The organism is Achromobacter sp. SX5 (assembly GCF_056711425.1).
On sequence record NZ_CM160041.1, the window covers coordinates 4,289,410 to 4,314,319 of the forward strand.

At 66.5% G+C, this 24,910-nt stretch carries 24 protein-coding genes; 15 read left to right on the top strand and 9 right to left on the bottom strand.

Features of this window, described 5'->3' with window-relative positions; genetic code table 11:
- Positions 1 to 8: 8 nt before the first annotated feature.
- The 5 genes from AC1M14_RS20055 to AC1M14_RS20075 all read right to left on the bottom strand — a co-directional run bounded on the left by AC1M14_RS20055 (position 9) and on the right by AC1M14_RS20075 (position 4,246).
- Positions 9 to 725 (bottom strand): succinate dehydrogenase iron-sulfur subunit, encoded by a 717-nt coding sequence (locus AC1M14_RS20055; protein WP_102774489.1) that lies wholly within the window; start codon positions 723 to 725, stop codon positions 9 to 11.
- Between the two features lie 18 nt (positions 726 to 743).
- On the bottom strand, positions 744 to 2,522 hold the full coding sequence (gene sdhA, locus AC1M14_RS20060) for a succinate dehydrogenase flavoprotein subunit (protein WP_102774488.1): 1,779 nt from the start codon (positions 2,520 to 2,522) through the stop codon (positions 744 to 746).
- Positions 2,523 to 2,525: 3 nt separating this feature from the next.
- Positions 2,526 to 2,909: a succinate dehydrogenase, hydrophobic membrane anchor protein gene (gene sdhD, locus AC1M14_RS20065; protein ID WP_102774487.1), complete on the bottom strand. Its 384-nt coding sequence runs from the start codon at positions 2,907 to 2,909 to the stop codon at positions 2,526 to 2,528.
- Positions 2,909 to 3,322: a succinate dehydrogenase, cytochrome b556 subunit gene (sdhC, locus tag AC1M14_RS20070; RefSeq protein WP_102774486.1), complete on the bottom strand. Its 414-nt coding sequence runs from the start codon at positions 3,320 to 3,322 to the stop codon at positions 2,909 to 2,911. The genes sdhD and sdhC overlap by 1 nt, the downstream gene beginning before the upstream one ends.
- A 144-nt stretch (positions 3,323 to 3,466) precedes the next feature.
- Complete coding sequence (locus tag AC1M14_RS20075; protein WP_102774485.1) at positions 3,467 to 4,246, bottom strand: GntR family transcriptional regulator; 780 nt, start codon at positions 4,244 to 4,246, stop codon at positions 3,467 to 3,469.
- Positions 4,247 to 4,614: 368 nt separating this feature from the next.
- Between AC1M14_RS20075 and AC1M14_RS20080 the strand changes: the two genes are divergently transcribed.
- The 15 genes from AC1M14_RS20080 (at position 4,615) to AC1M14_RS20150 (ending at position 20,824) form a co-directional block, all read left to right on the top strand.
- Positions 4,615 to 5,604, top strand: a complete 990-nt coding sequence (locus AC1M14_RS20080; protein ID WP_049072248.1) for a malate dehydrogenase — start codon at positions 4,615 to 4,617, stop codon at positions 5,602 to 5,604.
- A gap of 193 nt (positions 5,605 to 5,797) precedes the next feature.
- Positions 5,798 to 6,688 (top strand): methylisocitrate lyase, encoded by an 891-nt coding sequence (gene prpB / locus AC1M14_RS20085; RefSeq protein WP_479730328.1) that lies wholly within the window; start codon positions 5,798 to 5,800, stop codon positions 6,686 to 6,688.
- An 84-nt stretch (positions 6,689 to 6,772) separates the two neighbouring features.
- Positions 6,773 to 7,966, top strand: coding sequence for a bifunctional 2-methylcitrate synthase/citrate synthase (gene prpC, locus AC1M14_RS20090; RefSeq protein WP_102774483.1), 1,194 nt, complete (start codon positions 6,773 to 6,775; stop codon positions 7,964 to 7,966).
- Positions 7,967 to 8,048: 82 nt separating this feature from the next.
- Positions 8,049 to 9,500 carry a bifunctional 2-methylcitrate dehydratase/aconitate hydratase gene (locus tag AC1M14_RS20095; protein WP_111826626.1) on the top strand — a complete coding sequence of 484 codons (1,452 nt, stop codon included), beginning with the start codon at positions 8,049 to 8,051 and terminating at the stop codon, positions 9,498 to 9,500.
- Between the two features lie 100 nt (positions 9,501 to 9,600).
- Positions 9,601 to 10,023 carry a CopD family protein gene (locus tag AC1M14_RS20100; protein ID WP_102774563.1) on the top strand — a complete coding sequence of 141 codons (423 nt, stop codon included), beginning with the start codon at positions 9,601 to 9,603 and terminating at the stop codon, positions 10,021 to 10,023.
- A 32-nt stretch (positions 10,024 to 10,055) separates the two neighbouring features.
- Positions 10,056 to 11,627, top strand: a complete 1,572-nt coding sequence (locus AC1M14_RS20105; RefSeq protein WP_102774481.1) for a THUMP domain-containing protein — start codon at positions 10,056 to 10,058, stop codon at positions 11,625 to 11,627.
- Positions 11,628 to 11,826: 199 nt separating this feature from the next.
- Complete coding sequence (locus AC1M14_RS20110; RefSeq protein WP_168202251.1) at positions 11,827 to 12,015, top strand: hypothetical protein; 189 nt, start codon at positions 11,827 to 11,829, stop codon at positions 12,013 to 12,015.
- A gap of 614 nt (positions 12,016 to 12,629) precedes the next feature.
- Entirely contained in the window at positions 12,630 to 13,727 is a 1,098-nt protein-coding gene (locus AC1M14_RS20115) for a carboxynorspermidine decarboxylase (protein ID WP_111826624.1), read from the top strand.
- 38 nt (positions 13,728 to 13,765) lie between these two features.
- Positions 13,766 to 15,025, top strand: coding sequence for a saccharopine dehydrogenase family protein (locus tag AC1M14_RS20120; protein ID WP_102774475.1), 1,260 nt, complete (start codon positions 13,766 to 13,768; stop codon positions 15,023 to 15,025).
- A gap of 74 nt (positions 15,026 to 15,099) precedes the next feature.
- The gene (locus AC1M14_RS20125; protein ID WP_209164971.1) at positions 15,100 to 15,615 is read left to right on the top strand and encodes an RDD family protein; all 516 of its coding nucleotides are present in this window, start codon (positions 15,100 to 15,102) and stop codon (positions 15,613 to 15,615) included.
- Positions 15,616 to 15,868: 253 nt separating this feature from the next.
- Entirely contained in the window at positions 15,869 to 16,711 is an 843-nt protein-coding gene (locus AC1M14_RS20130; protein ID WP_102774473.1) for a UDP-2,3-diacylglucosamine diphosphatase, read from the top strand.
- A gap of 126 nt (positions 16,712 to 16,837) precedes the next feature.
- Complete coding sequence (locus AC1M14_RS20135; protein WP_111826621.1) at positions 16,838 to 18,532, top strand: acetate--CoA ligase; 1,695 nt, start codon at positions 16,838 to 16,840, stop codon at positions 18,530 to 18,532.
- 22 nt (positions 18,533 to 18,554) lie between these two features.
- On the top strand, positions 18,555 to 19,076 hold the full coding sequence (locus tag AC1M14_RS20140) for a gamma carbonic anhydrase family protein (protein ID WP_111826620.1): 522 nt from the start codon (positions 18,555 to 18,557) through the stop codon (positions 19,074 to 19,076).
- Between the two features lie 73 nt (positions 19,077 to 19,149).
- Positions 19,150 to 20,079 carry an Hsp33 family molecular chaperone HslO gene (gene hslO / locus AC1M14_RS20145; protein WP_479730329.1) on the top strand — a complete coding sequence of 310 codons (930 nt, stop codon included), beginning with the start codon at positions 19,150 to 19,152 and terminating at the stop codon, positions 20,077 to 20,079.
- A 58-nt stretch (positions 20,080 to 20,137) separates the two neighbouring features.
- Entirely contained in the window at positions 20,138 to 20,824 is a 687-nt protein-coding gene (locus AC1M14_RS20150) for a TadE/TadG family type IV pilus assembly protein (protein ID WP_479730330.1), read from the top strand.
- Positions 20,825 to 20,877: 53 nt separating this feature from the next.
- Here AC1M14_RS20150 and ftsB read toward each other — a convergent pair whose 3' ends face one another.
- The 4 genes from ftsB to AC1M14_RS20170 form a co-directional block, all read right to left on the bottom strand.
- The gene (gene ftsB, locus AC1M14_RS20155) at positions 20,878 to 21,294 is read right to left on the bottom strand and encodes a cell division protein FtsB (protein WP_111826618.1); all 417 of its coding nucleotides are present in this window, start codon (positions 21,292 to 21,294) and stop codon (positions 20,878 to 20,880) included.
- 61 nt (positions 21,295 to 21,355) lie between these two features.
- Positions 21,356 to 22,642, bottom strand: a complete 1,287-nt coding sequence (gene eno, locus AC1M14_RS20160; protein ID WP_102774467.1) for a phosphopyruvate hydratase — start codon at positions 22,640 to 22,642, stop codon at positions 21,356 to 21,358.
- A 4-nt stretch (positions 22,643 to 22,646) separates the two neighbouring features.
- Complete coding sequence (locus AC1M14_RS20165) at positions 22,647 to 22,931, bottom strand: DUF1330 domain-containing protein (RefSeq protein WP_102774466.1); 285 nt, start codon at positions 22,929 to 22,931, stop codon at positions 22,647 to 22,649.
- A gap of 203 nt (positions 22,932 to 23,134) precedes the next feature.
- Positions 23,135 to 24,787 (bottom strand): CTP synthase, encoded by a 1,653-nt coding sequence (locus tag AC1M14_RS20170; RefSeq protein ID WP_102774464.1) that lies wholly within the window; start codon positions 24,785 to 24,787, stop codon positions 23,135 to 23,137.
- Between the last annotated feature and the right edge of the window lie 123 nt (positions 24,788 to 24,910).

Genomic DNA, 24,910 nt, shown 5'->3' on the forward strand with positions numbered 1-24,910 from the left:
CGTAAACACTAGACCGTGCGACGGACCAGCAGTTCCTTGATCTTGCCGATCGCCTTGGTCGGGTTCAGGCCCTTGGGGCAGACGTCGACACAGTTCATGATGGTGTGGCAGCGGAACAGGCGGTACGGATCGTCCAGGTTGTCCAGGCGCGAGCCGGTGGCTTCGTCGCGGCTGTCGGCGATGAAGCGGTAGGCTTGCAGCAGGCCGGCCGGGCCGACGAACTTGTCCGGATTCCACCAGAACGACGGGCAGGAAGTGGAACAGCACGCGCACAGGATGCACTCGTACAGGCCGTCGAGCTCTTCGCGGGCCTCGGGCGACTGCAGGCGCTCTTTTTCGGGCGGCGGCGTGTCGTTGATGAGGTACGGGCGGATCGAGTGGTACTGATTGAAGAAGTGCGTCATGTCCACGATCAGGTCGCGGATCACGGGCAGGCCCGGCAGCGGACGCAGGACGATGGGTTCCTTCAGTTCGCGCAGGTTGGTGATGCAGGCCAGGCCGTTCTTGCCGTTGATGTTCATGGCGTCCGAACCGCACACGCCTTCACGGCACGAGCGGCGCAGGGCCAGGCTGTCATCCACGTCGTTCTTGATGCGCACCAGCGCATCGAGCAGCATCTTGTCGGTGGGCTGGAGTTCGACTTCCAGCTTCTGCATGTAAGGGCGCTCGTCCTTGTCCGGATCGTAGCGGTAGATTTCGAACTTGACGATTCTCTTGGTGCTCATAATAGGCTCTATCCGGACTTAGAAGGTACGTGCCTTGGGCGGGAAGGACTCGACCGTCAGCGGCTTCATCTGCACGGGCTTGTACTCCAGGCGGCTGCCTTCGGAGTACCACAGCGTGTGCTTGAGCCAGTTCTCGTCGTCGCGGTTCGGGTGGTCATCCAGCGCGTGGGCGCCGCGGCTTTCGGTGCGGTTGGCCGCCGACTTGATCGTGGCGCGGGCCACTTCGGTCATGTTGGCGATTTCCAGCGCTTCGACGCGCGCGGTGTTGAACACCTTGGACTTGTCCTTGAAGTAGATGTCCTGGGCCTGCTTGGCCAGGTCTTCGATCTGCTCGACGCCTTCGTTGAGCAGATCCAGCGTGCGGAACACGCCGCAGTGGCGCTGCATCGAGAAGCGGATGGCGTTGCCGATGTCCTGGGGCTTCTCGCCCGAGGTGCGCGATTCGAGGCGGTTGACGCGGTCCAGCGAGAACTCGACGGCCTGCTGCGGCACCGGCTGGTGCGAGTGCTGGCGCTCGGGGTGCGAATTCACGATGTGGTTGCCGGTGGCGCGGCCGAACACGATCAGGTCGAGCAGCGAGTTGGTGCCCAGGCGGTTGGCGCCGTGCACCGACACCGCGGCGCATTCGCCGATGGCGTACAGGCCGTTGACGATCTTGTTCTCGCCGTTTTCGCGCGTCAGCACCTGGCCGTGGTAGTTGGCCGGGATGCCGCCCATCTGGTAGTGGATGGTCGGGACGACGGGGATCGGTTCCTTGATCGGGTCGACGTTGCCGAACTTGATGGCGATTTCGCGGATCGAGGGCAGGCGCTTGTTGATCACGTCGGCGCCCAGGTGGTCGAGCTTCAGGACCACGTAGCTGCCGTCCGGACCGCAGCCGCGGCCTTCCTTGATTTCCTGGTCCATCGAGCGCGAGACGAAGTCGCGCGGGGCCAGGTCCTTCAGCGTGGGCGCATAGCGCTCCATGAAGCGCTCGCCATCCTTGTTCAGCAGGATGCCGCCTTCGCCGCGCACGCCTTCGGTGATCAGCACGCCGGCGCCGGCCACGCCGGTCGGGTGGAATTGCCAGAATTCCATGTCCTGCAGCGGGATGCCCGCGCGGGCGGCCATGCCCAGGCCGTCACCGGTATTGATGAAGGCGTTGGTGGAAGCGGCCCAGATGCGGCCGGCGCCGCCGGTGGCCAGCACCGTGGTCTTGGCTTCCAGGATGTAGATTTCGCCCGTTTCCATTTCGAGGGCGGTCACGCCCACGACGTCGCCGGCCTCGTTGCGCAGCAGGTCCAGCGCCATCCATTCGACGAAGAACTGGGTGCGCGCGGCGACGTTGCGCTGGTAGAGGGTGTGCAGCAGCGCGTGGCCGGTGCGGTCGGCCGCGGCACAGGCGCGCTGGACCGGCTTCTCGCCGAAGTTGGCGGTGTGGCCGCCGAACGGGCGCTGGTAGATCGTGCCGTCGGGGTTGCGGTCGAAGGGCATGCCGAAGTGCTCGAGCTCGTACACGGCGTTCGGGGCTTCGCGGCACATGAATTCGATGGCATCCTGGTCGCCCAGCCAGTCCGACCCCTTGACGGTGTCGTACATGTGCCAGTACCAGTTGTCTTCGCTCATGTTGCCCAGCGAGGCGCTCACGCCGCCCTGGGCGGCAACCGTGTGCGAACGCGTGGGGAACACTTTGGACAGCACCGCAACGGACAGGCCCGCTTGGGACAGTTGCAGCGAACAACGCATGCCGGCTCCACCGGCACCGACGACCACCACATCAAACTGGCGGCGCGGCAGGGATTTCAGGACAGAGACCACGGCTTAAATGCTCCAGAGGATTTGCGCAAAGTAAACGACCGAACCGACCAGCCAGAGGATCGTCAGCACTTGCAGCAGCAGGCGCAGGCCCGCCGACTTGACGTAGTCCATCCAGATGTCGCGCACGCCAATCCAGGCGTGCCAGGCCAGCGCAACGAATGCCAGGGTGGCCAGGATCTGGCCGACCGGAAGAACGCCCACGTAGAAATTGAACAGCGCGGTCCAGTGTTCGTACGTGAAGGCCGGCATCATCAGGATGCCGATGAGCAGCACCAGCGTGTACACGGCCATGATGACCGCGGTGACGCGCTGAATGATGAAATCCATGACGCCGTAATGGGCGCCCACGACCAGACGCTTGGGTCCGTAGTTTTTGACGTCGGCCATTACAGCACTCCGAACAGTTTGAGGGCGAACACGAGGGTCAGCGCGAGGCTCACCCCGAAAACCACGCCGGCGCTCTTCTTGGCCGACAGCTTGTCGATGCCGAGATGCAGATCCAGCAGCAGGTAGCGGATACCGGCGCAGAAGTGGTGCAGATAACCCCAGACGAGGACCAGGAACACGAGCTTGACTATCGGGTTGCCGGCGTACACGGCCACGGCGGCGAACGTCTGCGGCGCGGCCACGCTGGCCGCGAACAGCGGCAGGATGACCAAGGGAAGACAGAGGAACAGCAGCGCGCCGCTGACGCGGTGCAGGATGGACAGTTTGCCGGCCAGGGGCAGGCGATAGCTGGCGAGTTGCGCAATGCCAATATTGCGAAACTGCGGACGTGGCTTGGCAGCGGTGTCGGACATGACGGCCTCGGTGTTTCGGAACTAGGGAATCGTTACGGCAAGAACGCCGTGCCCATTTCGAGCCCCTTGCGGGGACCCTGGCGGGAAATCACGGTATTTTCGCCCAGAGACAGGGTTGGTATCAAATCGTAGTCAAAAAGCTCATCAATTCAAACTATTGCGGTAATGGTATCGATCGGTCAAGTACAAGCCCCGACGTATTTCCATGGGGCGGTCACCGTAGGTGTAGGACACCCGATCCACCTGCAACAACGGCGTCCCGGCGGGGACATTAAGCAGCGCACAGACCTCGGCCGGCGCGACGACCGCGCGCAGCTTCTCGTCCGCGCGCACCATGCTCACGCCGAATTCGGATTCGAACAGACCATAGAGCGGCGCCTTGTTGGCGGTCAGCAGTTCCAGGGTCAGTCCGCGGAAAATGGAACCCGGCAGCCAGATGTCGTCGACCACGGTGGGCGCATGCCCCAGGGACAACAGGCGGCGGATCATCACGACGGTTTCGCCGGCGCGCAGGTCCAGGGCGCGCGCGATCTCGGCCGGCGCCCGCAGGCGGCGGCATTCGAGGATGCGGCTTTCGGCGCGGCCGGCCTCGGTCTCGTCGTCGGGGGCCAGGCGCAGGAAGCGGTAGCGCACGCGCGCTTCGTGGTGGGTGGCGACGAAGGTGCCCTTGCCCTGGCGGCGCAGCAGCATGTGCTCGGCGGCCAGTTCGTCGACCGCCTTGCGCACCGTGCCCTGGCTCACCTGGAAACGGGCGGCGAGGTCGATCTCGCTGGGGATGAGCTCGCCCGGCTTCCATTCGCCGCGTTCGAGGCTCTGGACCAGCAGGTCCTTGATCTGGCGGTACAGCGGACTGAAAGCGGCCCCCTCGCCCGCCGGACGGGCGGCGCGATTGCGTAGGGAGGTTTCGGGCCGGGACTCTGCCATGGATCTTTTTGGTTGTGTCATGTTTATCCGGAGAATGGGAAGGCGGCGCAAGGGACGCGAACCCATCCGCAATGCGCTGCCGCCGCGCGCTGTCGGTGCAGCGTGCCGGCTCGATACAGGCGCGTGGCCCGTCGAGGCTGCGGCGCATTCGAATAAACGCTCTATTGTGGCATATCGCGGCTGACGCTGTCCAACGTCTTATGTCTTATATAAGATAGAAGAGCAATTGACGCATACGTAAAATCAATCTAGGATTCAGCGCTATCCGGGCGCCAGGTCGCGCGCTGCGCGCGCGCCGGTTTCAACGGCCCAGCGATTACACTGATTGGTGAGATTTTTTTCTCGCCAAACCATTACGGAGAACGTCCATGTCCAAGCCTGCCTTGCGTGTCGCCGTCACCGGCGCCGCCGGCCAAATCGGTTACGCACTGCTATTCCGCATCGCCTCGGGCGAAATGCTGGGTAAAGATCAACCCGTCATCCTGCAACTGCTGGAAATCCCCGACGAGAAGGCGCAAAAGGCCCTGAAGGGCGTCATCATGGAACTGGATGACTGCGCCTTCCCGCTGCTGCAGGAAGTCACCGCCCACAGCGACCCGCGCACCGCCTTCAAGGACGCCGACGTGGCCCTGCTGGTCGGCGCCCGCCCGCGCGGCCCCGGCATGGAGCGCAAGGACCTGCTGTCGGTCAACGCCCAGATCTTCACGGCGCAGGGCAAGGCCCTGAACGACGTGGCCAGCCGCAATGTCAAGGTGCTGGTCGTGGGCAACCCCGCCAACACCAACGCCTACATCGCCATGAAGTCGGCGCCGGACCTGCCCGCCAAGAACTTCACCGCCATGCTGCGCCTGGACCACAACCGCGCCCTGTCGCAACTGGCCGCCAAGTCCGGCAAGGCCGTGGCCGACATCGAGAAGCTGGTCGTGTGGGGCAACCACTCGCCCACCATGTACCCCGACTACCGCTTCGCCACCGTCGGCGGCGAATCGCTGGCCAAGCTGATCAACGACGACGCCTGGAACCGCGACACGTTCATCCCCACCGTGGGCAAGCGCGGCGCCGCCATCATCGAAGCCCGCGGCCTGTCCTCGGCCGCCTCGGCCGCCAACGCCGCCATCGACCACGTCCGTGACTGGGTCCTGGGCAGCAATGGCAAGTGGGTCACGATGGGCATCCCGTCGGACGGCTCCTACGGCATCCCCGAAGGCATCATCTACGGCGTGCCGGTCACGACCGAAAACGGCGAATACAAGCGCGTCGAAGGCCTGGAAATCGACGCCTTCTCGCGCGAGCGCCTGGACTTCACGCTGAAAGAGCTCCTCGAAGAGCGCGACGGCGTCAAGGACCTGCTGAAGTAAGCAGCGCAGGATGAAAGGATTGGGCCCGTTTTCGGGCCCAATTCCTAGCTGCCCGCGCATGCGCGGCATAAACCTGTCCCTTTGCCCGCGCGAAGGGGACAGCTTTATGTTCCGGGCCCGCAGCCCGCTTCCCCATCGTGCCATCCGGGGCTTCCAAGAACACCCGGGCCTCACATACATACGGAGACCACCCATGTCCAAACCCGAATCCGCCGGCGCCCTCTTCCGCCGCGCGCTCGCCGAAGAAAGCCCGCTGCAGATCATCGGCGCCATCAACGCCAACCACGCGCTGCTGGCCAAGCGCGCCGGCTACCGCGCCATCTACCTGTCGGGCGGCGGCGTGGCGGCCGGCTCGCTGGGCCTGCCCGACCTGGGCATCAACACGATGGACGACGTGCTGACCGACGTGCGCCGCATCACCGACGTCTGCGACGTGCCGCTGCTGGTGGACATCGACACCGGCTTCGGCCCGTCGGCGTTCAACATCGCCCGCACCGTCAAGAGCCTGATCAAGTTCGGCGCCGCCGCCTGCCACATCGAGGACCAGGTCGGCGCCAAGCGCTGCGGCCACCGTCCGGGCAAGGAAATCGTCTCGACCGAGGAAATGGCCGACCGCGTCAAGGCCGCGGCCGACGCCCGCACCGACAGCGACTTCTACCTCATCGCCCGCACCGACGCGATCGCCTCGCACGGCGTGGACGCCGCGATCGAGCGCGCGCTGGCCTGCGTGGAAGCCGGCGCCGACGCCATCTTCGCCGAGGCCGCCTACGACCTGCCCACCTACGACCGCTTCGTCAAGGCCGTCAAGGTGCCGGTGCTGGCCAACATCACCGAATTCGGCAAGACCCCGCTGTTCTCGGTTGAAGAGCTCAAGAGCGTGGGCGTGGGCATGGTGCTCTACCCGCTGTCGGCCTTCCGCGCCATGAACAAGGCCGCCGAAGCCGTCTACACCGCCATCCGCCGCGACGGCCACCAGAAGAACGTGATCGACCTGATGCAGACGCGCGAGGAACTGTACGACCGCATCGGCTACCACGAATTCGAATCGAAACTGGACGCGCTGTTCCAGAAGGGCAAGGCCTGACGATAACCGGCGCCGCGGCCACGGCCCGGCGCCATGCAAACCCACCCATTGCATCGACCCCCGCGAAAGGAAAGGAGTAGAGACATGAGCATGGCTCCCAAGAAGCAGGAAGCGAAGACCGACGCCAAGCCGGAAGAAAAGGCCGGCTTCAAACCCAAGAAGTCGGTGGCGCTGTCCGGCGTGGTCGCCGGCAACACCGCGCTGTGTACGGTCGGCCGAAGCGGCAACGACCTGCACTACCGTGGCTATGACATCCTGGACCTGGCCGACGCCAGCGAGTTCGAGGAAGTCGCCCACCTGCTCGTGCACGGCAAGCTGCCCAACAAGGCCGAACTGAAGGCCTACAAGGAAAAGCTGCGCAGCCTGCGCGGCCTGCCCGCCCAGCTGCAAGCCGCGCTGGAAGCCCTGCCCGCCGCCAGCCACCCCATGGACGTGATGCGCACCGCCGTGTCGGTGCTGGGCTGCGTGCTGCCCGAGAAGGACGACCACAACATCCCCGGCGCGCGCGACATCGCCGACCGCCTGATGGCCAACCTGGGCTCGGCGCTGCTGTACTGGTACCACTACAGCCACAACGGCCGCATCATCGACGTGCAGACCGACGACGACAGCATCGGCGGCCACTTCCTGCACCTGCTGCACGGCGAGAAGCCCAGCGAGGACTGGGTCAAGGCCATGCACATCTCGCTGAACCTGTACGCCGAGCATGAGTTCAACGCGTCCACGTTCACCTCGCGCGTCATCGCCGGCACCGGCTCGGACATGTACTCGGCCATCACCGGCGCCATCGGCGCGCTGCGCGGTCCCAAGCACGGCGGCGCCAACGAAGTCGCCTTCGAAGTGCAGAAGCGCTACGAGACCCCGGACGAGGCCGAGGCCGACATCCGCCGCCGCGTCGAAGCCAAGGAAGTCGTGATCGGCTTCGGCCACCCGGTCTACACCGTGTCCGACCCGCGCAACAAGGTCATCAAGGACGTGGCCAAGAAGCTGTCCAAGAAGGCCGGCAGCACCAAGATGTTCGACATCGCCGAGCGCCTGGAAACCGTGATGTGGGACATCAAGAAGATGTTCCCCAACCTGGACTGGTTCTCGGCCGTCAGCTACCACATGATGGGCGTGCCCACCGCCATGTTCACCCCGCTGTTCGTCATCGCGCGCACCGCGGGCTGGTCGGCCCACATCATCGAACAGCGCATCGACAACAAGATCATCCGCCCCACCGCCAACTACGTGGGTCCGGAAGATCAGAAGTTCGTGCCGATCGAAAAGCGCAAGTAAGGCGACCCATGGGCCCGCGCATGAAACCGGCAGCGCCGCGCGGGCCCCGGGCCTCCTGTACTCACTCAGGAGAGGTTCCGACATGTCTGCCCCGATATCCAACGTGCGTCCCGATCCCGACCAGGTCCTGGTCGACATCGCCGACTACGTACTGAACTACGAAATCAACAGCGGCCTGGCCTACGAGACCGCCCGCAACTGCCTCATCGACACCCTGGGCTGCGGCCTGGAAGCGCTGGAATATCCGGCGTGCAGAAAGCTGCTGGGTCCGATCGTGCCCGGCACCGCCGTTCCCCACGGCGCCAAGGTTCCCGGCACCCAGTTCCAGCTCGACCCGGTCCAGGCCGCGTTCAACATCGGCGCGATGATCCGCTGGCTGGACTTCAACGACACCTGGCTGGCCGCCGAATGGGGCCACCCGTCCGACAACCTGGGCGGCATCCTGGCCACCGCCGACTGGCTCTCGCGCACCGCCGTGGCCGCCGGCAAGCCGCCGCTGTCCATGCGCGACGTGCTGACCGGCATGATCAAGGCGCATGAAATCCAGGGCTGCATCGCGCTGGAGAATTCCTTCAACAAGGTCGGCCTGGACCACGTGGTGCTGGTGAAGGTCGCTTCCACCGCCGTGGTGGCGCAGATGCTGGGCCTGAGCCGCGACGAAGTGATCAACGCCGTCTCGCTGGCCTGGGTCGACGGACAAAGCCTGCGCACCTACCGGCACGCGCCCAACACCGGCAGCCGCAAGAGCTGGGCCGCCGGCGACGCCACCAGCCGCGCGGTGCGCCTGGCCCTGATCGCCCGCACCGGCGAAATGGGCTATCCCTCGGTGCTGACGGCTCCCACCTGGGGCTTCTACGACGTGCTGTTCAAGGGCCAGCCGCTGCGCTTCCAGCGCCCCTACGGCAGCTACGTCATGGAAAACGTGCTGTTCAAGATCTCGTTCCCGGCCGAATTCCATGCGCAGACCGCCGTCGAATGCGCCATGGACATCCACCGCCGGCTCGCCGCGGCGGGCAAGCGTCCCGAGGACATCGCGAAGATCACGATCCGCACGCACGAGGCGTGCATCCGCATCATCGACAAGAAAGGCCCGCTCGCCAATCCGGCCGACCGCGACCACTGCATCCAGTACATGGTGGCCGTGCCCATCCTGTTCGGGCGCCTGACCGCGGCCGACTACGAGGACTCGGTGGCCCGCGATCCGCGCATCGACGCGCTGCGCGACCGCATCGTCTGCGTCGAGGACCCGGCCTACACCCGCGACTACCACGATCCCGACAAGCGCTCCATCGCCAACGCGCTGACGGTGGAATTCAATGACGGCGCCCGCCTGGACGAAGTGGTCTGCGAATATCCCATCGGCCACAAGCGCCGCCGCGCCGAGGGCATCCCGCTGCTGGAGGAAAAATTCCGCACCAACCTGGCGCGCATGTTCCCGCCGCGCCAGCAGGCGCGCATCCTGCAGGCCTCGCTGGACCAGGGCGCGCTGGAGGCCATGCCGGTGCACGAGTACGTGGATCTGTATGTGATCTGAACCTTGATCCGAAGGCTGGCCGCGGGCCCGCGCGAACGCGGGCCTGCCGTGGCCGCGCAGCTTACAATGCGGCTTTCCTCGGACGGATCGCGCCATGGCCATGCTTTGGGTCAAGACCTTTCACATAGTCTTCATCGCCTCCTGGTTCGCCGGCTTGTTCTACCTGCCGCGCATCTACGTGAACCTGGCGCAACAATCGGACCCCACCGTCCAGGCCACGCTGCTGGGCATGGCCCGCCGCCTGTACCGCTTCACCAGCATCCTCGCCGTGGTCGCCGTGCTGCTCGGCCTGTGGCTGTACATCGGCTACGGCATCGGCATGGGGCCCGGCAACGGCTGGATGCACGCCAAGCTCTTTTTCGTCCTGCTCGTGATCGGCTACCATCACGCCTGTGGCTCGATGCTGCGCAAATTCGAACGGGGCGAAAACACCCGTACGCACAAGTTCTATCGCTGGTTCAACGAAGTTCCCGTCTTGCTGCTCTTGGTGGTGGTGGCGCTGGTCGTCGTCAAACCCTTCTGATTCCCCCTACCTCTGCATTCGCCAGGATTCGTATGTCCTCAGATGACCAGGACCGTCCGCGCAAGACGCTGACCATCAAGAAAACCGCGCGCGACGCGCACGCCGAAGACAGCCGCAAGCGCACCCGCAGCGGCGCCCGCGCCCGGCTGGTGGCGCAGAACGAACGCGCCCGCGAAGCCGCCGAGCGGCAGAAGAATCCGGCGCCCGCGCCACGGTCCAGGCAGGACGAGGCCGGCGGCCCGGCACGCAAGCGCGCCGGCGGCCCGCGCCGCGCCCCGCGCGAACGCGACGACCAGTACATCGCCCCGGCCACGCCGGCCGGACGCTTCTACGACCCGTTCGAGGACGACGCCCCGCCGCCCGGCTACCTGGAGCAATCCGAGCCCGACGACGCGCCGCAGCGCCACGAACCCGCCGTCGAAGTCCGCCCCCGCCGCCCGCGCGAACCGCGCCAGGCCGAGGTGTTCCCGGTCTTCGCGCCCTGCCCCCAGGGGCTGGAAGAAGCGCTGACGGCGGAAATGCAGGCGCTGGGCTTCGACGACGCCCGCATCGGCCGGGCCGGCTGCTCGTTCAGCGCGGACTGGTCGGGCGTGCAGCGCGCCAACCTGTATTCGCGCCTGGCGACCCGCATCCTGGTGCAGGTCGCGCACGCCGAGATCTCGCACGAGGACGACATCCTGGACCTGGCGCGCGATACGCCCTGGGAACGCTGGTTCGGCGCGGAGCAGACGCTGCGCGTGGACACCTCGGCCATCAAGAGCCCGGTGCAAAGCCTGCAATACTGCAACCTGCGCGCCAAGGACGGCATCTGCGACCGCCTGCGCGAACGCGAAGGCGAACGTCCGAGCATCGACACGGTGCGCCCAGACGCGCGCGTGCACCTGTTCCTGACCGGCCACACCGCCACGCTGTACCTGGACACGTCCGGCGAATCCCTGTTCAAGCGCGGCTGGCGCCTGGACAAGGGCGAGGCGCCGCTGCGCGAGAACCTGGCCGCCGGCATGCTGGCGCTGGCGGGCTGGGACCCGGCCGCGCCGCTGCTCGACCCGTTCTGCGGCTCCGGCACCATTCTCATCGAGGGCGCCTGGATCGCCCTGGGCGTGCCGCCGGGCATCTCGCGCCCCTTCGGCTTCGAGCGCCTGCGCGGCCACGATCCCTACCGCTGGCGCGACCTCAAGGAAGACGCCCGCTCGCGCATCCTGCCGCAACTGGAAGCGCCGCTGGTCGGCTACGACCTGGACCCGCAAGCCATCGAGTTCGCCCGCAACAACGCCGAGCGCGCCTGGCTGACGGCGGATTCGATCCGCTTCGAAGTCGGCGACGCCCGCCACATCACGGCACCCGCCGACCACGGCTGGATCGTCACTAACCCGCCCTACGGCGAACGCATGGGGACGGAACAGGACCCGGACCTGTGGCGCGACTGGGCGGCCTGCCTGAAGCGCAACTTCGCCGGCTGGCAGCTGCACGCCATCACCAGCGACCTGACCCTGCCCAACCAGATGCGCCTCAAGCCCAAGCGTCGGGTGCCCCTGCACAACGGCTCGCTGGACTGCCGACTGTTCGGCTTCGAACTGGTCGCGGCCGGCTATCGCGACGCCTGAATCCCCTCGCCTGCCTGTCAACGCGCAGCAACATAGTGCATCTATCTTTGCTTATGGTGCTGCGCCGTGCCGTTTTGGTGCATCATCGGACGGTGGTGTTGCCGATATGCACCAGCCTCTTGCACAAGTTCAGGGTTAACCCCTATAATTCGGGTTATCCCTAGTAGCGAAACAACTGTGCAAGCCCGTGGAGGCTAACGTGATCAACCCGAACAACACCATCCGCCTGACCGACGAACTCGAGCGCCAACTGATGCTCCAGGCTATTGAAGAACAATTCCGTCCGCACCCGATGCGGGCGCTGGCCGCCGGCCTGCGTAAGCTGGCCCACGGCGTCCGTGCCCTGGCCGGCAAGACGAGCGCCAAAGACGCGCACTCCGCCGCCTGAGCATGGCCCGGGCCGCAAGGCCCCGACGATTTTCCCCTTGGGGGCTGCACAGCCCCTTTTAAGACCCGCCCTTACCGGCGGGTTTTTTTTCGCCGCGGCGCAGCCAGTCGCGCTCGGCAGCATGTACTCGCTGGCCGGCGGCGGCCAAGACGGCCTGCGCATCGATCGCATGGCGCGAATTGCGGCCATGATGCGGTCATCTGGTCCGAAATGCGGCCAATCGCGCCGCGCCGCTTTTGTGCTTGCGCGCGTACTGAATTAGAATAATCGGTTACGCCCGGCCTTGCGCCGGAACCACATCTGCTGGTTGGAGAGGACGCCATGTCGCCAGACGCCCTGTTCCAATTGGGGATCGTCTCAGTCCGTCTGAACACCTCCCTAACGGAAACCCCGGAAACCCCGGAAACCCCGGAAACCCCAGATAGCCGGGAATATTCCCGCGCTCGCCTGGCCGTCGGCCGTGGCCGGCCTCATCCCGAGCACTTCCCGAGCATCTAGCCCGGATACCGAGGGCCGCTTTTGCTGCCCGCCCCCGCGCCCGCCCGGCCGCAAGCCGGACAGGTTCCGTCATTGCGCGCGCCCCGCCGGGCCTGCGCTTACGTACAAGGGACATCGTGATCCAGACGCCCTACTACCTCATCGACAGCTCGCGCCTCATGGAGAACATGCGGCGCATCGACCACGTGCGCCGGCATTCCGGCGCCAAGGTGCTGCTCGCCCTCAAATGCTTCGCCACCTGGTCGGTATTCGACCTGATGCGCGAATACATGGACGGCACCACGTCCTCGTCGCTGTACGAAGTGCGGCTGGGCCGCGAGAAGTTCGGCGGCGAGACCCATGCCTACAGCGTGGCCTACGCCGACCATGAAATCGACGAAGTGGTCTCGTACGCCGACAAGATCATTTTCAACAGCCTGGGCCAGCTGGAACGCTACGGCGCGCGCGCGGCCGGGCTGCCGGTGGGCCTGCGCCTGAACCCGGGCGTGAGCAGTTCGGGCTTCGACCTGGCCGACCCGGCGCGCCCGTTCAGCCGCCTGGGCGAAAGCGATCCGGCGCGCATCGCGGCCGTGCTGGACCGCGTCAGCGGCTTCATGATCCACAACAACTGCGAGAACCGCGATTTCGCGCGCTTCGACGCCTTGCTGGGCGAGGTCGAGGCGCGCTACGGCGAGCTGCTGGCGCGGGTGCAATGGGTGAGCCTGGGCGGCGGCATCCATTTCACCGGCGAAGGCTATGCGCTGGACGATTTCTGCGCGCGCCTGCGCGCCTTCTCCGAGAAGTACGGCGTGCAGGTCTACCTGGAGCCCGGCGAGGCCGCCATCACCGACAGCGCCAGCCTGGAAGTGACGGTGCTGGACACTTCGTACAACGGCAAGCAGCTGGCCGTGGTGGACGCCTCCATCGAGGCCCACATGCTGGACCTGCTGATCTACCGCCTGCAGGCGCGCGTGGAGCCCGATGCCGGGCCGCACCGCTGCCTGGTCTACGGCAAGTCCTGCCTGGCCGGCGACATCTTCGGCGAATTCGATTTCCCGCAGCCGCTGGCCGTGGGACAGCGGCTGTCGATCCGCGACGCCGCCGGCTACACCATGGTCAAGAAAAACTGGTTCAACGGCCTGACCATGCCCGCCATCGTCGTGCGCGACCTGGATGGCACCGAACGCGTGGTGCGCCAGTTCGGCTACCGCGATTACGTCGACAGTCTGTCCTGAGCGTCCGGCCAGGCCATCCACAACAAGGAGTTGTCCAGATGAAGCCCAATATCCTCATCATCGGCGCCGGCGGCGTGGCGCACGTGGTCGCGCACAAGTGCGCCCAGCACAACGACCGCCTGGGCGAAATCCACATCGCCTCGCGCACCCTGGAAAAATGCCAGGCCATCCTGGAGTCCGTGCACGCCAAGGGCAGCCTGCGCCAGCCCGGCCTGCTGCGCGCGCACCGCCTGGACGCGATGGACATCGGCGCCACCGAAGCGCTGATCAGGAAGACCGCCGCCCGCATCGTCATCAACGTGGGCTCGGCCTTTCTCAACATGTCGGTACTGGAGGCCTGCCTGCGCACCGGCGCCGCCTACCTCGACACGGCCATCCACGAGCAGCCCGACCAGGTCTGCGAAGCGCCTCCCTGGTACGCCAACCACGAATGGAAGCGGCGCGAGGCCTGCCAGGCCGCCGGCGTCACCGCCATCCTGGGCGCGGGCTTCGACCCCGGTGTGGTCAACGCCTATGCGCGCCTGGCCTGCGACGACTACTTCGACCGCGTCGAGTCGATCGACATCGTGGACATCAACGCGGGCAGGCACGGCCGCTACTTCGCCACCAACTTCGATCCCGAGGTGAACTTCCGCGAATTCACCGGCACGGTCTGGTCCTGGCAGGGCGGCCAGTGGACCTCCGCCCAGATGTTCCAGTACCGCAAGGAATGGGACCTGCCGGTGGTGGGCCGCCAGACCGCCTACCTGACGGGCCACGACGAGCTGCATTCGCTCTCGCAGCACCTGGACGTGCCCGACATCCGCTTCTGGATGGGCTTCGGCGAGCACTACATCAACGTGTTCACCGTGCTGAAGAACCTGGGCATGCTGTCCGAGAAGCCGGTGCGCACGGCCGAGGGCCTGGAAGTGGTGCCCTTGAAGGTGCTCAAGGCCGTGCTGCCCGACCCGGCCTCGCTCGCGCCCACCTATACCGGCAAGACCTGCATCGGCAACCTGGTGCGCGGCGAAAAGGACGGCAAGGCGCACGAGATCTTCATCTACAACGTCTGCGACCACGAGGAAAGCTATCGCGAGATCGGCAGCCAGGCCATCTCCTATACGGCGGGCGTGCCCGCGGCGGCGGCCGCCCTGCTGATCGCCGACGGCACCTGGGACGTGCGCCGCATGGCCAACATCGAGCAGTTGCCGCCCCGCCCCTTCCTGTCGCTGCTGGCCGCCATGGGCCTGGAGACCCGGGTGCGCGAGGACGGCCGCGACCTGCCGCTGTCGACGCTGGAAGATTCGGTCGACGCCTAGGGCCTGTTCACACTAAAAGGATCCACGCACAGGCCGGAATGCCGGCGCCGGCATTCCGGGCATAATACGCGTCCATGACCGACGCCCATCTCGACCAGACCCCCAATCGGCTGCGCCGATTCGCCTGCATGATGTACGAAGCCGTGCTGCTGTTCGGCGTGGTGTTCCTGGCCGGCTACCTGATGGACACGCTGACCCAGAGCCGGAACGCGCTGGACCTGCGCAGCGCCCGCCAGGCCTGGCTGTTCGTCGCGATCGGCGCCTATTTCGTGCTGTGCTGGCGCCGCCGCGGCCAGACGCTGCCCATGAAGACCTGGAACATCCGCCTGGTCGAGCAGGACGGCAGCATTCCGTCCACCCCCCGCCTGATCCTGCGCTACGTCCTGGCCTGGCCGCTGGTGCTGGCCGGCGCCGGCCTGGTCTGGGCGGCCGCCCAGGCCACCGGCTGGCCGTCGATGGACATGTTCATCGTGGCCGCGCCCTTCACCATCTTCATCTGGTCGTGGTTCGATCCCGACGGCCAGTTCCTGCATGACCGCATCCTGGGCACGCGGCTGCGCAACGCGCCGCCGCATAAAAAAGCGCGCTAGTGTGCTGTCCCGTAGATGCGTCCGCTTGACGAAATTTCTCCTCTTGACGTCAGGGCTAGGCGCAAACCGCAGCGATACCCGTAGGTATCGCGAGGATTTGCAACGACGCCCTGGCGTCAAGGGGGGAATTTCGTGCGGGCGTATCTACGGGACAGCACACTAACGTCACAACAGCGTCATAAAGGTTTCACGGTCCCGTCATCGCGGGGTGGTTTCATTGCCATGAACAACCACAGCCCTTGGGGACGCGACCGTGAACGACATCCAGCCTGCACACTGGCGCACCCTCTGGATCTCCGATATTCACTTGGGCACCGCCGGGTGCAAGGCGGAGTTCCTGCTGGACTTCCTGGACCACAACGATTCCGACACGCTGTACCTTGTGGGCGACATCGTCGACGGCTGGCAGCTGCGCAAGCACTGGCACTGGCCGCGCGCCCACAACGACGTGATCCAGCGCATCCTGCGCAAGGCGCGCAACGGCACCCGGGTGGTGTTCATTCCCGGCAACCATGACGAGTTCGCGCGCGAATTCGCCGGCTACGCCTTCGGCGACATCGAAATCCTCGACGAGGACGTGCACGTCACCGCCAAGGGCCTGCAGCTGCTGGTGCTGCATGGCGACCAGTTCGACGGGGTGGTCCAGCACAGCCGCTGGCTGGCCCACCTGGGCGACGGCCTCTACCAGCTGGCGCTGTGGGTCAACCATCACTTCAACCGGCTGCGCCACCGGCTGGGGCTGCATTACTGGTCACTGTCCCAATACCTCAAGCACAAGGTCAAGAACGCCGTGTCGTTCATCACCGACTTCGAGGAAGCGCTGGCGGGCGAGGCCCGCCGCCGCGGCCTGGACGGCGTGGTCTGCGGCCACATCCACAAGGCCGAGCTGCGCGACGTGAACGGCATACTCTATTGCAACGATGGAGACTGGGTCGAAAGCCTGTCGGCCCTGGGCGAAACCCACGAAGGCCAGCTCCAGCTGCTGGACTGGGCCGCCATGCAGGCCGAACGGCGCACCCAGCCCGGCCCCCGCCAGCGCTCGCTGACCCTGCCCGCCCTGCCTTCGGCGCTGCGCCGCCAAAGCAAACACCCGTGATAACCCTTATGCGTCCCCGTTACGCAACGGGGATGTTGCAGTTCACGGCCCTCTAGGTCATGCTTGCACCTGGGGCGACGGGCGATCTGACCCGTTCACGCTGCAACATGCTCACAACATAGGGCCATGAACGACCAATATCAGGCGCTCTACCAAACATTCCGCTGGCTGGTACCCACCCAGTTCAACATCGCGGAAGCGTGCTGCCACCGCTGGGCATCCAGCAGTCCGGATGCGCGGCGCATCGCCATCTACTACGAAGACGAATCCGGCAACCGCGAGGTCTGGACCTATGCGCGCCTGGCGGAAGCCGCCAACCAGCTGGCCAACGGCCTGATCAAGATGGGCGTGGGCCGCGGCGACCGGGTCGGTGTGGTTTTGGGGCAACGTCCCGAGACCGTGGTGGCGCACATGGCCATCTACAGCGTCGGCGCCGTGGTCCTGCCCTTATCCGCCCTGTTCGGCCCGGAAGCCCTGGAGAGCCGCCTGCGCGACGCCGAGGCCCGCGTCGCGATCGTGGACTACGCCTCCAGCGCCAACCTGCTGTCCATCAGCGACGACTGTCCCGCGCTGCAGCAGATCATCGGCATCGGCTTCGCCGACGAACGCGTGCTGCCCTGGCGCAGCCTGCTGGCCCGCCAGCCCAGCGAATTCAAGGCCGTCCCGACCCGCTCCTCCGACCCGGCCATCCTGCTCTATACCTCCGGCACCACCGGCGCGCCCAAGGGCGCGCTATTGCCGCACAGCGTGCTGATCGGCAACCTGCCGGGCTTCGTGGCCTCGCAGGACTGGTTCCCCAAGCCCGGCGACGTCTTCTGGTCGCCCGCCGACTGGGCCTGGACCGGCGGCATGATGGACGCGCTGCTGCCCACGCTCTACTTCGGCCACGCCATCGTCGGCACGCGCGGGCGCTTTTCCGTCGAGCGCGCGTTCGAGCTGATGGAGCGCTACCAGGTCACCAACACCTTTCTCTTCCCCACCGCCCTCAAGATGATGATGAAGGCCGTGCCCGAGCCGCGCAACCGCTACCAGCTGGCGCTGCGCTCGGTCATGAGCGCCGGCGAAAGCGTGGGCGAAAGCGTGTTCGAATGGTGCCGCTCGGCGCTGGGCGTGACGCCCAACGAGATGTTCGGCCAGACCGAAATGAACTACGTGGTGGGCAACAGCCACAAGCGCTGGCCCGCCAAGCCCGGCAGCATGGGCCGCCCCTATCCCGGCCACAACGTCGCCGTACTGGACGACGAAGGCAAGCCGGTGGCCCCCGGCGGCACCGGCGAGATCGCCGTCAACCGGCTCGACATCCACGGCTACCCCGACCCGGTGATGTTCCTGGGCTACTGGCGCAACGAAGCCGCCACCCAGGCCAAGTTCAAGGGCGACTGGTGCCTGACCGGCGACCTGGCCACCGTGGATGCCGACGGCTACCTCTGGTATGCCGGCCGCGCCGACGACGTCTTCAAGTCCGCCGGCTACCGCATCGGTCCCGGGGAAATCGAAAGCTGCCTGGTCGGGCATCCGGCCGTGGCCAACGCGGCGGTGGTGCCCAAGCCCGACCCCGAGCGCGGCGCGCTGGTGAAGGCCTATGTGGTCCTGACCCCGGAATTCGCCCAGCGCGAGCGCGGCGAACTCGTCGAAAGCCTGCAGGAACACGTGCGCGAGCGCCTGGCCCCCTACGAATATCCGAAGGAGATCGAGTTCGTCGACGAGCTGCCCATGACCACCACCGGTAAAATCCAACGTCGCATCCTGCGCCAGCGCGAAGAAGACCTCGCGCGCCTGGCCGCAGCCACGACAGACGCGCCGCCGGCCTCCAAGGCCTGAGGCCGCACAGGAGACCCCAGGCATGCCCATCTACCAGCTCGACGACCTGATTCCGCGCATCGACGCGGCCGCCTACGTGGCCGACAGCGCCGACATCATCGGCAATGTGACCCTGGAGGCCGGCGTCAGCATCTGGTCGAACGTCTCGATCCGCGGCGACAACGACGCCATCCTGATCCGCCAGGGCACCAATATCCAGGAAGGCAGCGTGCTGCACGTGGACGCCGGCTGCCCCATGACCATCGGCCCCAACGTCACCGTGGGCCACCAGGCCATGCTGCACGGCTGCACCATCCACGAAGGCGCGCTGGTCGGCATGCAGGCCATCGTGCTGAACAACGCGGTCATCGGCCGCAACTGCCTGATCGGCGCCGGCGCCATCATTCCCGAGGACCGCGTCATCCCCGACAACTCCCTGGTCATCGGCATCGGCAAGATCGTGCGCGAGCTCTCCGACGAGGAAATCGCCAATCTGCACAAGAACACCGCCCACTACGTGGCGCGGGGCCAACACTACAAGACCGCCTTGAAGCGGATCGGCTGAGGCCCGCCCGCGGCGCCCCTGCCCCTGCCGGCAACAGGGGAATTTGGCCGGTCCGATCGGCTAACATTCCCCCATGACCGATCAGCTTAAAAAATACCTTACCGAAGACCGTAGCGGCCGCATCCAGGCCGTGCGCCTGGAAGCGACCTGGAAGGCCGTGCAGGCCAACCACGACTACCCGCCCGCCATCACCAACCTGCTCGGCGAGCTGGTGGCCGCGTCCACGCTGCTGGCCGCCAACATCAAGTTCGACGGCTCCCTGGTGCTGCAGATCCAGGGCGATGGCCCCATCGCCCTGCTGGTGGTGGAATGCCGCCACGACCTGAGCCTGCGCGCCACCGTAAAGATACGCGAAGGCCACGAGGTCCCCGCCGAAGGCGATATGCAAAGCCTGCTGAATCCCGGCGGCAACGGCCGTTTCATCGTGGTGCTGGACCCGCAGCGCAAGCTGCCCGGCCAGCAGGCCTACCAGGGCGTCGTGCCGCTGGAAGGCGAGACCGTGGCCGAAGCGCTGCAGCACTACATGAAAGCCTCCGAACAGCTGGACACCCGGCTGTGGCTGGCGGCCGACGCCGAACACGCCGCGGGCATGCTCATCCAGCGCCTGCCGCACAACGGCGGCACGGACGCGCCGGTCCTGACCGACCAGGACGCCGCCGAAACCTGGGACCGCATCTGCGCCCTGGCCGGCACCCTCAAGCGCGACGAACTGCTGGCCGCCGAAATCGATACCCTGGTGCATCGCCTGTTCTGGGAAGAGACCCTGGTGGGCTTCGACCCGCTGGAGGTGCGCTGGCACTGCCCCTGCACCCGGGAACGCGTGGCCAACATGCTGCGCTCGCTGGGCGAGGCCGAGATCCAGGACATCCTGGCCGAACGCGGCGAGGTGGACGTGTCCTGCGATTTCTGCGGCAAGCCTTACAAGTTCGACGCGGTCGATTGTGCCGCCCTGTTCTCGCCCCACCAGCCGGCCGCGGGCGACACGCCCCCCACCGTGCACTGAGCCCCCCTCGGATAGTCCGCATCGACAGGCGGTCATGCCGGCGCCAGACTGCGCTGCCATGACCGCCTTTTTCATTGTCCCGCCCCGCTGCCCGCAGCGCGGCGCCGCCGCCGTCGAGTTCGCCGTGGCGGCGGCCATCGTGCTGCTGCTGGGCCTGCTGGCCATCGAGGCCGCCCACTGGCAGGGCGCGCGCCAGCTGGCCCACCTGGCGCTGATGGAAGCCGCGCGCGCCGGCGCCACCGCGCACGGCGATCCGGCGCGCATGCGCGCGGCCTTCCTGCAGGCCCTGCCGCCGCGCCCGGGCCGGGCCGACCTCGCGGCCATCGCCGGCGCGCATCCGTGGCGCATCGAAGTGCTGCTGCCCGACGCGCAATCGTTTCGCGAACATGCCCGGCCCGGCCTGCGCGCCGGCCCCGGGCTGCGCGCCATCGACAACGACTACCAGGACCTGCAGCACGCGCGCCGCCCGCCGCGCCCGGGCGGCCAGAGCATCTTCCAGGCCAATACGCTGCGACTGCGCCTGACCTATCTGCACCGGCCGCTGCTGCCGCCCGTGCGCGGCCTGCTGGCGCTGCTGGGCCGCGGCCGCGCCGGCTATGCCGGCAATGCGCTGCGCGCAGGCCTGCTGCCCATCCGGGTCGAACTGGAAACGGAAATGCACTCGCACCCGGCGGACTGGGCGCGCGGCGCGCCACCGCCCGCCGGCATCGTGTACGGCGAATGCCGCAGGCTGCGCTGCGGCTGAACGGAAACGCGAATGGGGAATGGGGAATGGAGCGCCGCGCCTGCGGCGGCCCCTCAGTGGCGGGCGGGCGCCGGATTGGCGGGCTTGGGCGCCTGGGCGCTGGCGCGCGCGGGCGTGCCGGCGGCGGGTTTGGCCGGCTTGGCCGGCGCCGCGGCCGGTTCGGCCGCCAGCGAGGCGCCGCCTGCCGGCGGCTGGGTGTTCTGGGGCAGGATGTGCACGAAGACCTCGCCCTCGCGCATCATGCCCAGCTCGCCGCGGGCGCGCTCCTCGATGGCGCCGGAGCCGCCCTCCAGGTCGCGCACTTCGGCTTCGAGCGCGGCATTACGCGCGCGCAGGCCTTCGTTGGTCTCGCGCTGCTCCGCCACCTGGCGTTGCAGATCCCAGACCTTGAACCAGCCTCCCTTGCCCAGCCACAGCGGGTATTGGATCAGGCCTAGCAGCACGAACAGCACCAGGAACAACAGGCGCATACGCGAGAACCCTCAGCAGTCGCGGCGTTTGCGCGGCCCGGGTTGCGGGCCGCGTTTTTCATCAACGCAGGTTGTAGAAGGCTTCCAGGCCGGGATACGACGCCACTTCGGCCAGTTCTTCCTCGATGCGCAGCAGCTGGTTGTACTTGGCCATGCGGTCCGAACGCGACAGCGAGCCGGTCTTGATCTGCATGGCGTTGGTGGCCACGGCGATGTCGGCGATGGTGGAATCCTCGGTTTCGCCCGAACGGTGCGACACGACGGCGGTATAGCCGGCGCGCTTGGCCATTTCGATGGCGGCGAAGGTTTCGGTCAGCGTGCCGATCTGGTTGATCTTGATGAGGATCGAGTTGGCCACGCCCTTCTGGATGCCTTCGCGCAGGATCTTGGTGTTGGTGACGAACAGGTCGTCGCCCACCAGCTGCACCTTCTTGCCGAGCTGGTCGGTCAGCAGCTTCCAGCCTTCCCAGTCGTTTTCGGCCATGCCGTCTTCGATCGAGATGATCGGGTATTTGTCGCACCAGGTCGCCAGCAGGTTGGCGAATTCCTGCGAGGACAGCGAAATGCCGCCTTCGCCGGCCAGCGTGTACTTGCCGTCGCGGTAGAACTCGGAGCTGGCGCAGTCCAGGCCCAGGGCGATCTGCGAACCCGGCTCGTAGCCGGCTTCGGTGATGGCCTTCAGGATCAGCTGGATCGCGGCTTCGTGGCTGGCCACGTTGGGCGCGAAACCGCCCTCGTCGCCCACCGCCGTGGACATGCCCTGGCCGTGGATCAGCTTCTTGAGCATGTGGAAGACTTCGGCGCCCCAGCGCAGGGCTTCACGGAAGCTGCCGGCGCCCACCGGCAGGATCATCAGTTCCTGCAGGTCGAGGGTGTTGTTGGCGTGCGCGCCGCCGTTGATGACGTTCATCATCGGCACGGGCATGCTCATGGGGCCGCTGCCGCCGAAATAGCGGTACAGCGACAGGCCGGATTCGTCGGCCGCCGCGCGGGCCACGGCCATGGAAGCGGCCAGGATGGCGTTGGCGCCCAGGCGTTCCTTGGATTCGGTGCCGTCCAGTTCGATCAGGGTGCGATCGACGAAGGTCTGTTCCTGGGCGTCCAGGCCCATCAGGGCTTCCGAGATTTCCGTATTCAGGTTCTCGACGGCGCGCAGCACGCCCTTGCCCAGGTAGCGGCTCTTGTCGCCGTCGCGCAGTTCGATGGCTTCGCGCGCGCCGGTGGAGGCGCCCGACGGCACGGCCGCGCGGCCCATGGCGCCGGATTCCAGCAGCACATCGCATTCCACGGTGGGGTTGCCGCGCGAATCCAGAATCTCGCGGCCGATGATGTCGACGATTGCACTCATGACTTTACATTCCCTGAACGATAAACATATTCATGACGGCCGCGCCTTCGCGGGCATTGCGGGCGCGGCGGTACTGCCAGGAGTCGTAGAAGGCCTGGGCCGCGGCCAGGGAGGGAAACTCCATGACGACGGTGCGGCCAGGCTTACGGCCCTCGAGGTGCTTGGACTCGCCGCCGCGCACCAGGACCTTTGCATCGTACGCGCGCATGGCGAGCGTGGACAGACGCTTGTAGTCCTCGTATTGCGCGGGCTTGGTCACTGTGACGTCGGCGATGAGGTAAGCACTCATGGGGTTCCTTCAGGACAGTTGCGTTGGTTTCGGTGTGACGCCGGATGCGGCGACGCCGCCAGTGTCGCGCAAGGCGGCCTGGCGACGCATATCCGATGCTAATTGGTTGTATCCGAAAGCAGCGCCGCCGTACAGGGCGGCGCCGCTACGCGGGGCCGCGGTCCCGGAGATCCGCACGCGGAACTCGAGACCGCAGCCGCGCATTACGCTTCCTGGCCGCGGCGAGCCTTCTGCTCGATGGCGGCGCGGATATAGCTGGAGAACAAGGGGTGGCCGTCGCGCGGCGTGGACGTGAACTCCGGGTGGAACTGCACGCCCACGAACCACGGGTGGTTGGGCAGTTCCATCATTTCGGGCAGGTTCTCGGTGGGCGTGCGCGCGCTGATCACCATGCCGGCCTCTTCGAGGCGGGGCACGTAGACGTTGTTGACTTCGTAGCGGTGGCGGTGGCGCTCGTTGACTTCGTCGCCGTAGATGGCCTGCGCGCGGGTGCCCGGCTTGATCGGCACGCGCTGCGCGCCCTTGCGCATGGTGCCGCCCAGGTCGGACGAGTGGTCGCGCTTTTCGACCTTGCCTTCGCGGTCCATCCATTCGGTGATCAGGGCCACCACCGGATGCGGGGCGGACGGATCGAACTCGGTGCTGTTGGCGCCGCCCAGGCCGGCGACGTGGCGGGCGAACTCGATGACGGCCAGCTGCATGCCCAGGCAGATGCCCAGGTAGGGAACGCCGTTTTCACGGGCGTAGCGGATGGCGGCGATCTTGCCCTCGGTGCCGCGCTTGCCGAAGCCGCCCGGCACCAGGATGGCGTCCAGGTGCTTGAGCTGGTCGGTGCCGCGGGTCTCGATGTCTTCGGAATCGATGTACTCGATGTTGATCTTCGAGCGCGTGTGGATGCCGGCGTGGACCAGGGCCTCGGTCAGCGACTTGTACGATTCGGTCAGGTCGACGTACTTGCCGACCATGCCGATGGTGAGCTCGTGCTGGGGGTTTTCCAGCGCTTCGACCAGGTTGTCCCACATGGACAGGTCGGCCGGCGGCGGGGTCAGGCCCAGCGCTTCGCAGACGATGTTGTCCACGCCCTGCTTGTGCAGCATGGCCGGAATCTTGTAGATCGAATCGGCGTCCCACACCGACACCACCGCGTCCAGCGGCACGTTGGAGAACATCGAGATCTTGGCGCGCTCGTCGTCCGGGATGCGGCGGTCGGCGCGGCACAGCAGCGCGTTCGGGTAGATGCCGATTTCGCGCAGCTTCTGCACCGAATGCTGGGTGGGCTTGGTCTTGAGTTCGCCGGCCGAGGCGATGAACGGCACCAGCGTCAGGTGCACGAAGGCCGCGTTGTTGCGGCCCATGCGCAGGCTCATCTGGCGCGCGGCTTCCAGGAACGGCAGGGACTCGATGTCGCCCACGGTGCCGCCGATCTCGACGATGGCGACGTCGGTGTTGCCGTTCCAGGCGGCTTCGGCGCCGCGGGCGATGAAGTCCTGGATTTCGTTGGTGATGTGGGGAATGACCTGCACGGTCTTGCCCAGATAGTCGCCGCGGCGCTCTTTGCGCAGCACGGATTCATAGATCTGGCCGGTGGTGAAGTTGTTCACCTTGTGCATGCGAGCGGAAATGAAGCGCTCGTAGTGGCCCAGGTCCAGGTCGGTCTCGGCGCCGTCTTCGGTGACGAAAACCTCGCCATGCTGGAACGGGCTCATGGTGCCCGGGTCGACGTTGATGTACGGATCGAGCTTCAGCATGGTGACTTGCAGGCCACGCGACTCGAGGATGGCGGCAAGCGACGCGGCGGCGATGCCCTTGCCCAGGGAAGACACCACACCGCCGGTGACAAATACGTATTTGGTCATCGTAATGAGCACCCGGGACGAACGGGCGCGTGCGGGAAATTTGGATTATAGCCGGGAGGCGGAACTTGTTTGGGTTTTCCCTTAGCGAACAGGCGTAACATTTGGCAGCACTCCCACGCTGTC

What these genes read in the sequence shown, in the direction of transcription:
- AC1M14_RS20055 (WP_102774489.1), bottom strand. Translation starts at nt 725, where the DNA reads ATGAGCACCAAGAGAATCGTCAAGTTCGAAATCTACCGCTACGATCCG.
- sdhD (WP_102774487.1), bottom strand. Translation starts at nt 2,909, where the DNA reads ATGGCCGACGTCAAAAACTACGGACCCAAGCGTCTGGTCGTGGGCGCC.
- sdhC (WP_102774486.1), bottom strand. Translation starts at nt 3,322, where the DNA reads ATGTCCGACACCGCTGCCAAGCCACGTCCGCAGTTTCGCAATATTGGC.
- AC1M14_RS20075 (WP_102774485.1), bottom strand. Translation starts at nt 4,246, where the DNA reads ATGGCAGAGTCCCGGCCCGAAACCTCCCTACGCAATCGCGCCGCCCGT.
- AC1M14_RS20080 (WP_049072248.1), top strand. Translation starts at nt 4,615, where the DNA reads ATGTCCAAGCCTGCCTTGCGTGTCGCCGTCACCGGCGCCGCCGGCCAA.
- prpB (WP_479730328.1), top strand. Translation starts at nt 5,798, where the DNA reads ATGTCCAAACCCGAATCCGCCGGCGCCCTCTTCCGCCGCGCGCTCGCC.
- prpC (WP_102774483.1), top strand. Translation starts at nt 6,773, where the DNA reads ATGAGCATGGCTCCCAAGAAGCAGGAAGCGAAGACCGACGCCAAGCCG.
- AC1M14_RS20095 (WP_111826626.1), top strand. Translation starts at nt 8,049, where the DNA reads ATGTCTGCCCCGATATCCAACGTGCGTCCCGATCCCGACCAGGTCCTG.
- AC1M14_RS20100 (WP_102774563.1), top strand. Translation starts at nt 9,601, where the DNA reads ATGCTTTGGGTCAAGACCTTTCACATAGTCTTCATCGCCTCCTGGTTC.
- AC1M14_RS20105 (WP_102774481.1), top strand. Translation starts at nt 10,056, where the DNA reads ATGTCCTCAGATGACCAGGACCGTCCGCGCAAGACGCTGACCATCAAG.
- AC1M14_RS20120 (WP_102774475.1), top strand. Translation starts at nt 13,766, where the DNA reads ATGAAGCCCAATATCCTCATCATCGGCGCCGGCGGCGTGGCGCACGTG.
- AC1M14_RS20125 (WP_209164971.1), top strand. Translation starts at nt 15,100, where the DNA reads ATGACCGACGCCCATCTCGACCAGACCCCCAATCGGCTGCGCCGATTC.
- AC1M14_RS20135 (WP_111826621.1), top strand. Translation starts at nt 16,838, where the DNA reads ATGAACGACCAATATCAGGCGCTCTACCAAACATTCCGCTGGCTGGTA.
- AC1M14_RS20140 (WP_111826620.1), top strand. Translation starts at nt 18,555, where the DNA reads ATGCCCATCTACCAGCTCGACGACCTGATTCCGCGCATCGACGCGGCC.
- hslO (WP_479730329.1), top strand. Translation starts at nt 19,150, where the DNA reads ATGACCGATCAGCTTAAAAAATACCTTACCGAAGACCGTAGCGGCCGC.
- AC1M14_RS20150 (WP_479730330.1), top strand. Translation starts at nt 20,138, where the DNA reads ATGACCGCCTTTTTCATTGTCCCGCCCCGCTGCCCGCAGCGCGGCGCC.
- ftsB (WP_111826618.1), bottom strand. Translation starts at nt 21,294, where the DNA reads ATGCGCCTGTTGTTCCTGGTGCTGTTCGTGCTGCTAGGCCTGATCCAA.
- eno (WP_102774467.1), bottom strand. Translation starts at nt 22,642, where the DNA reads ATGAGTGCAATCGTCGACATCATCGGCCGCGAGATTCTGGATTCGCGC.
- AC1M14_RS20165 (WP_102774466.1), bottom strand. Translation starts at nt 22,931, where the DNA reads ATGAGTGCTTACCTCATCGCCGACGTCACAGTGACCAAGCCCGCGCAA.
- AC1M14_RS20170 (WP_102774464.1), bottom strand. Translation starts at nt 24,787, where the DNA reads ATGACCAAATACGTATTTGTCACCGGCGGTGTGGTGTCTTCCCTGGGC.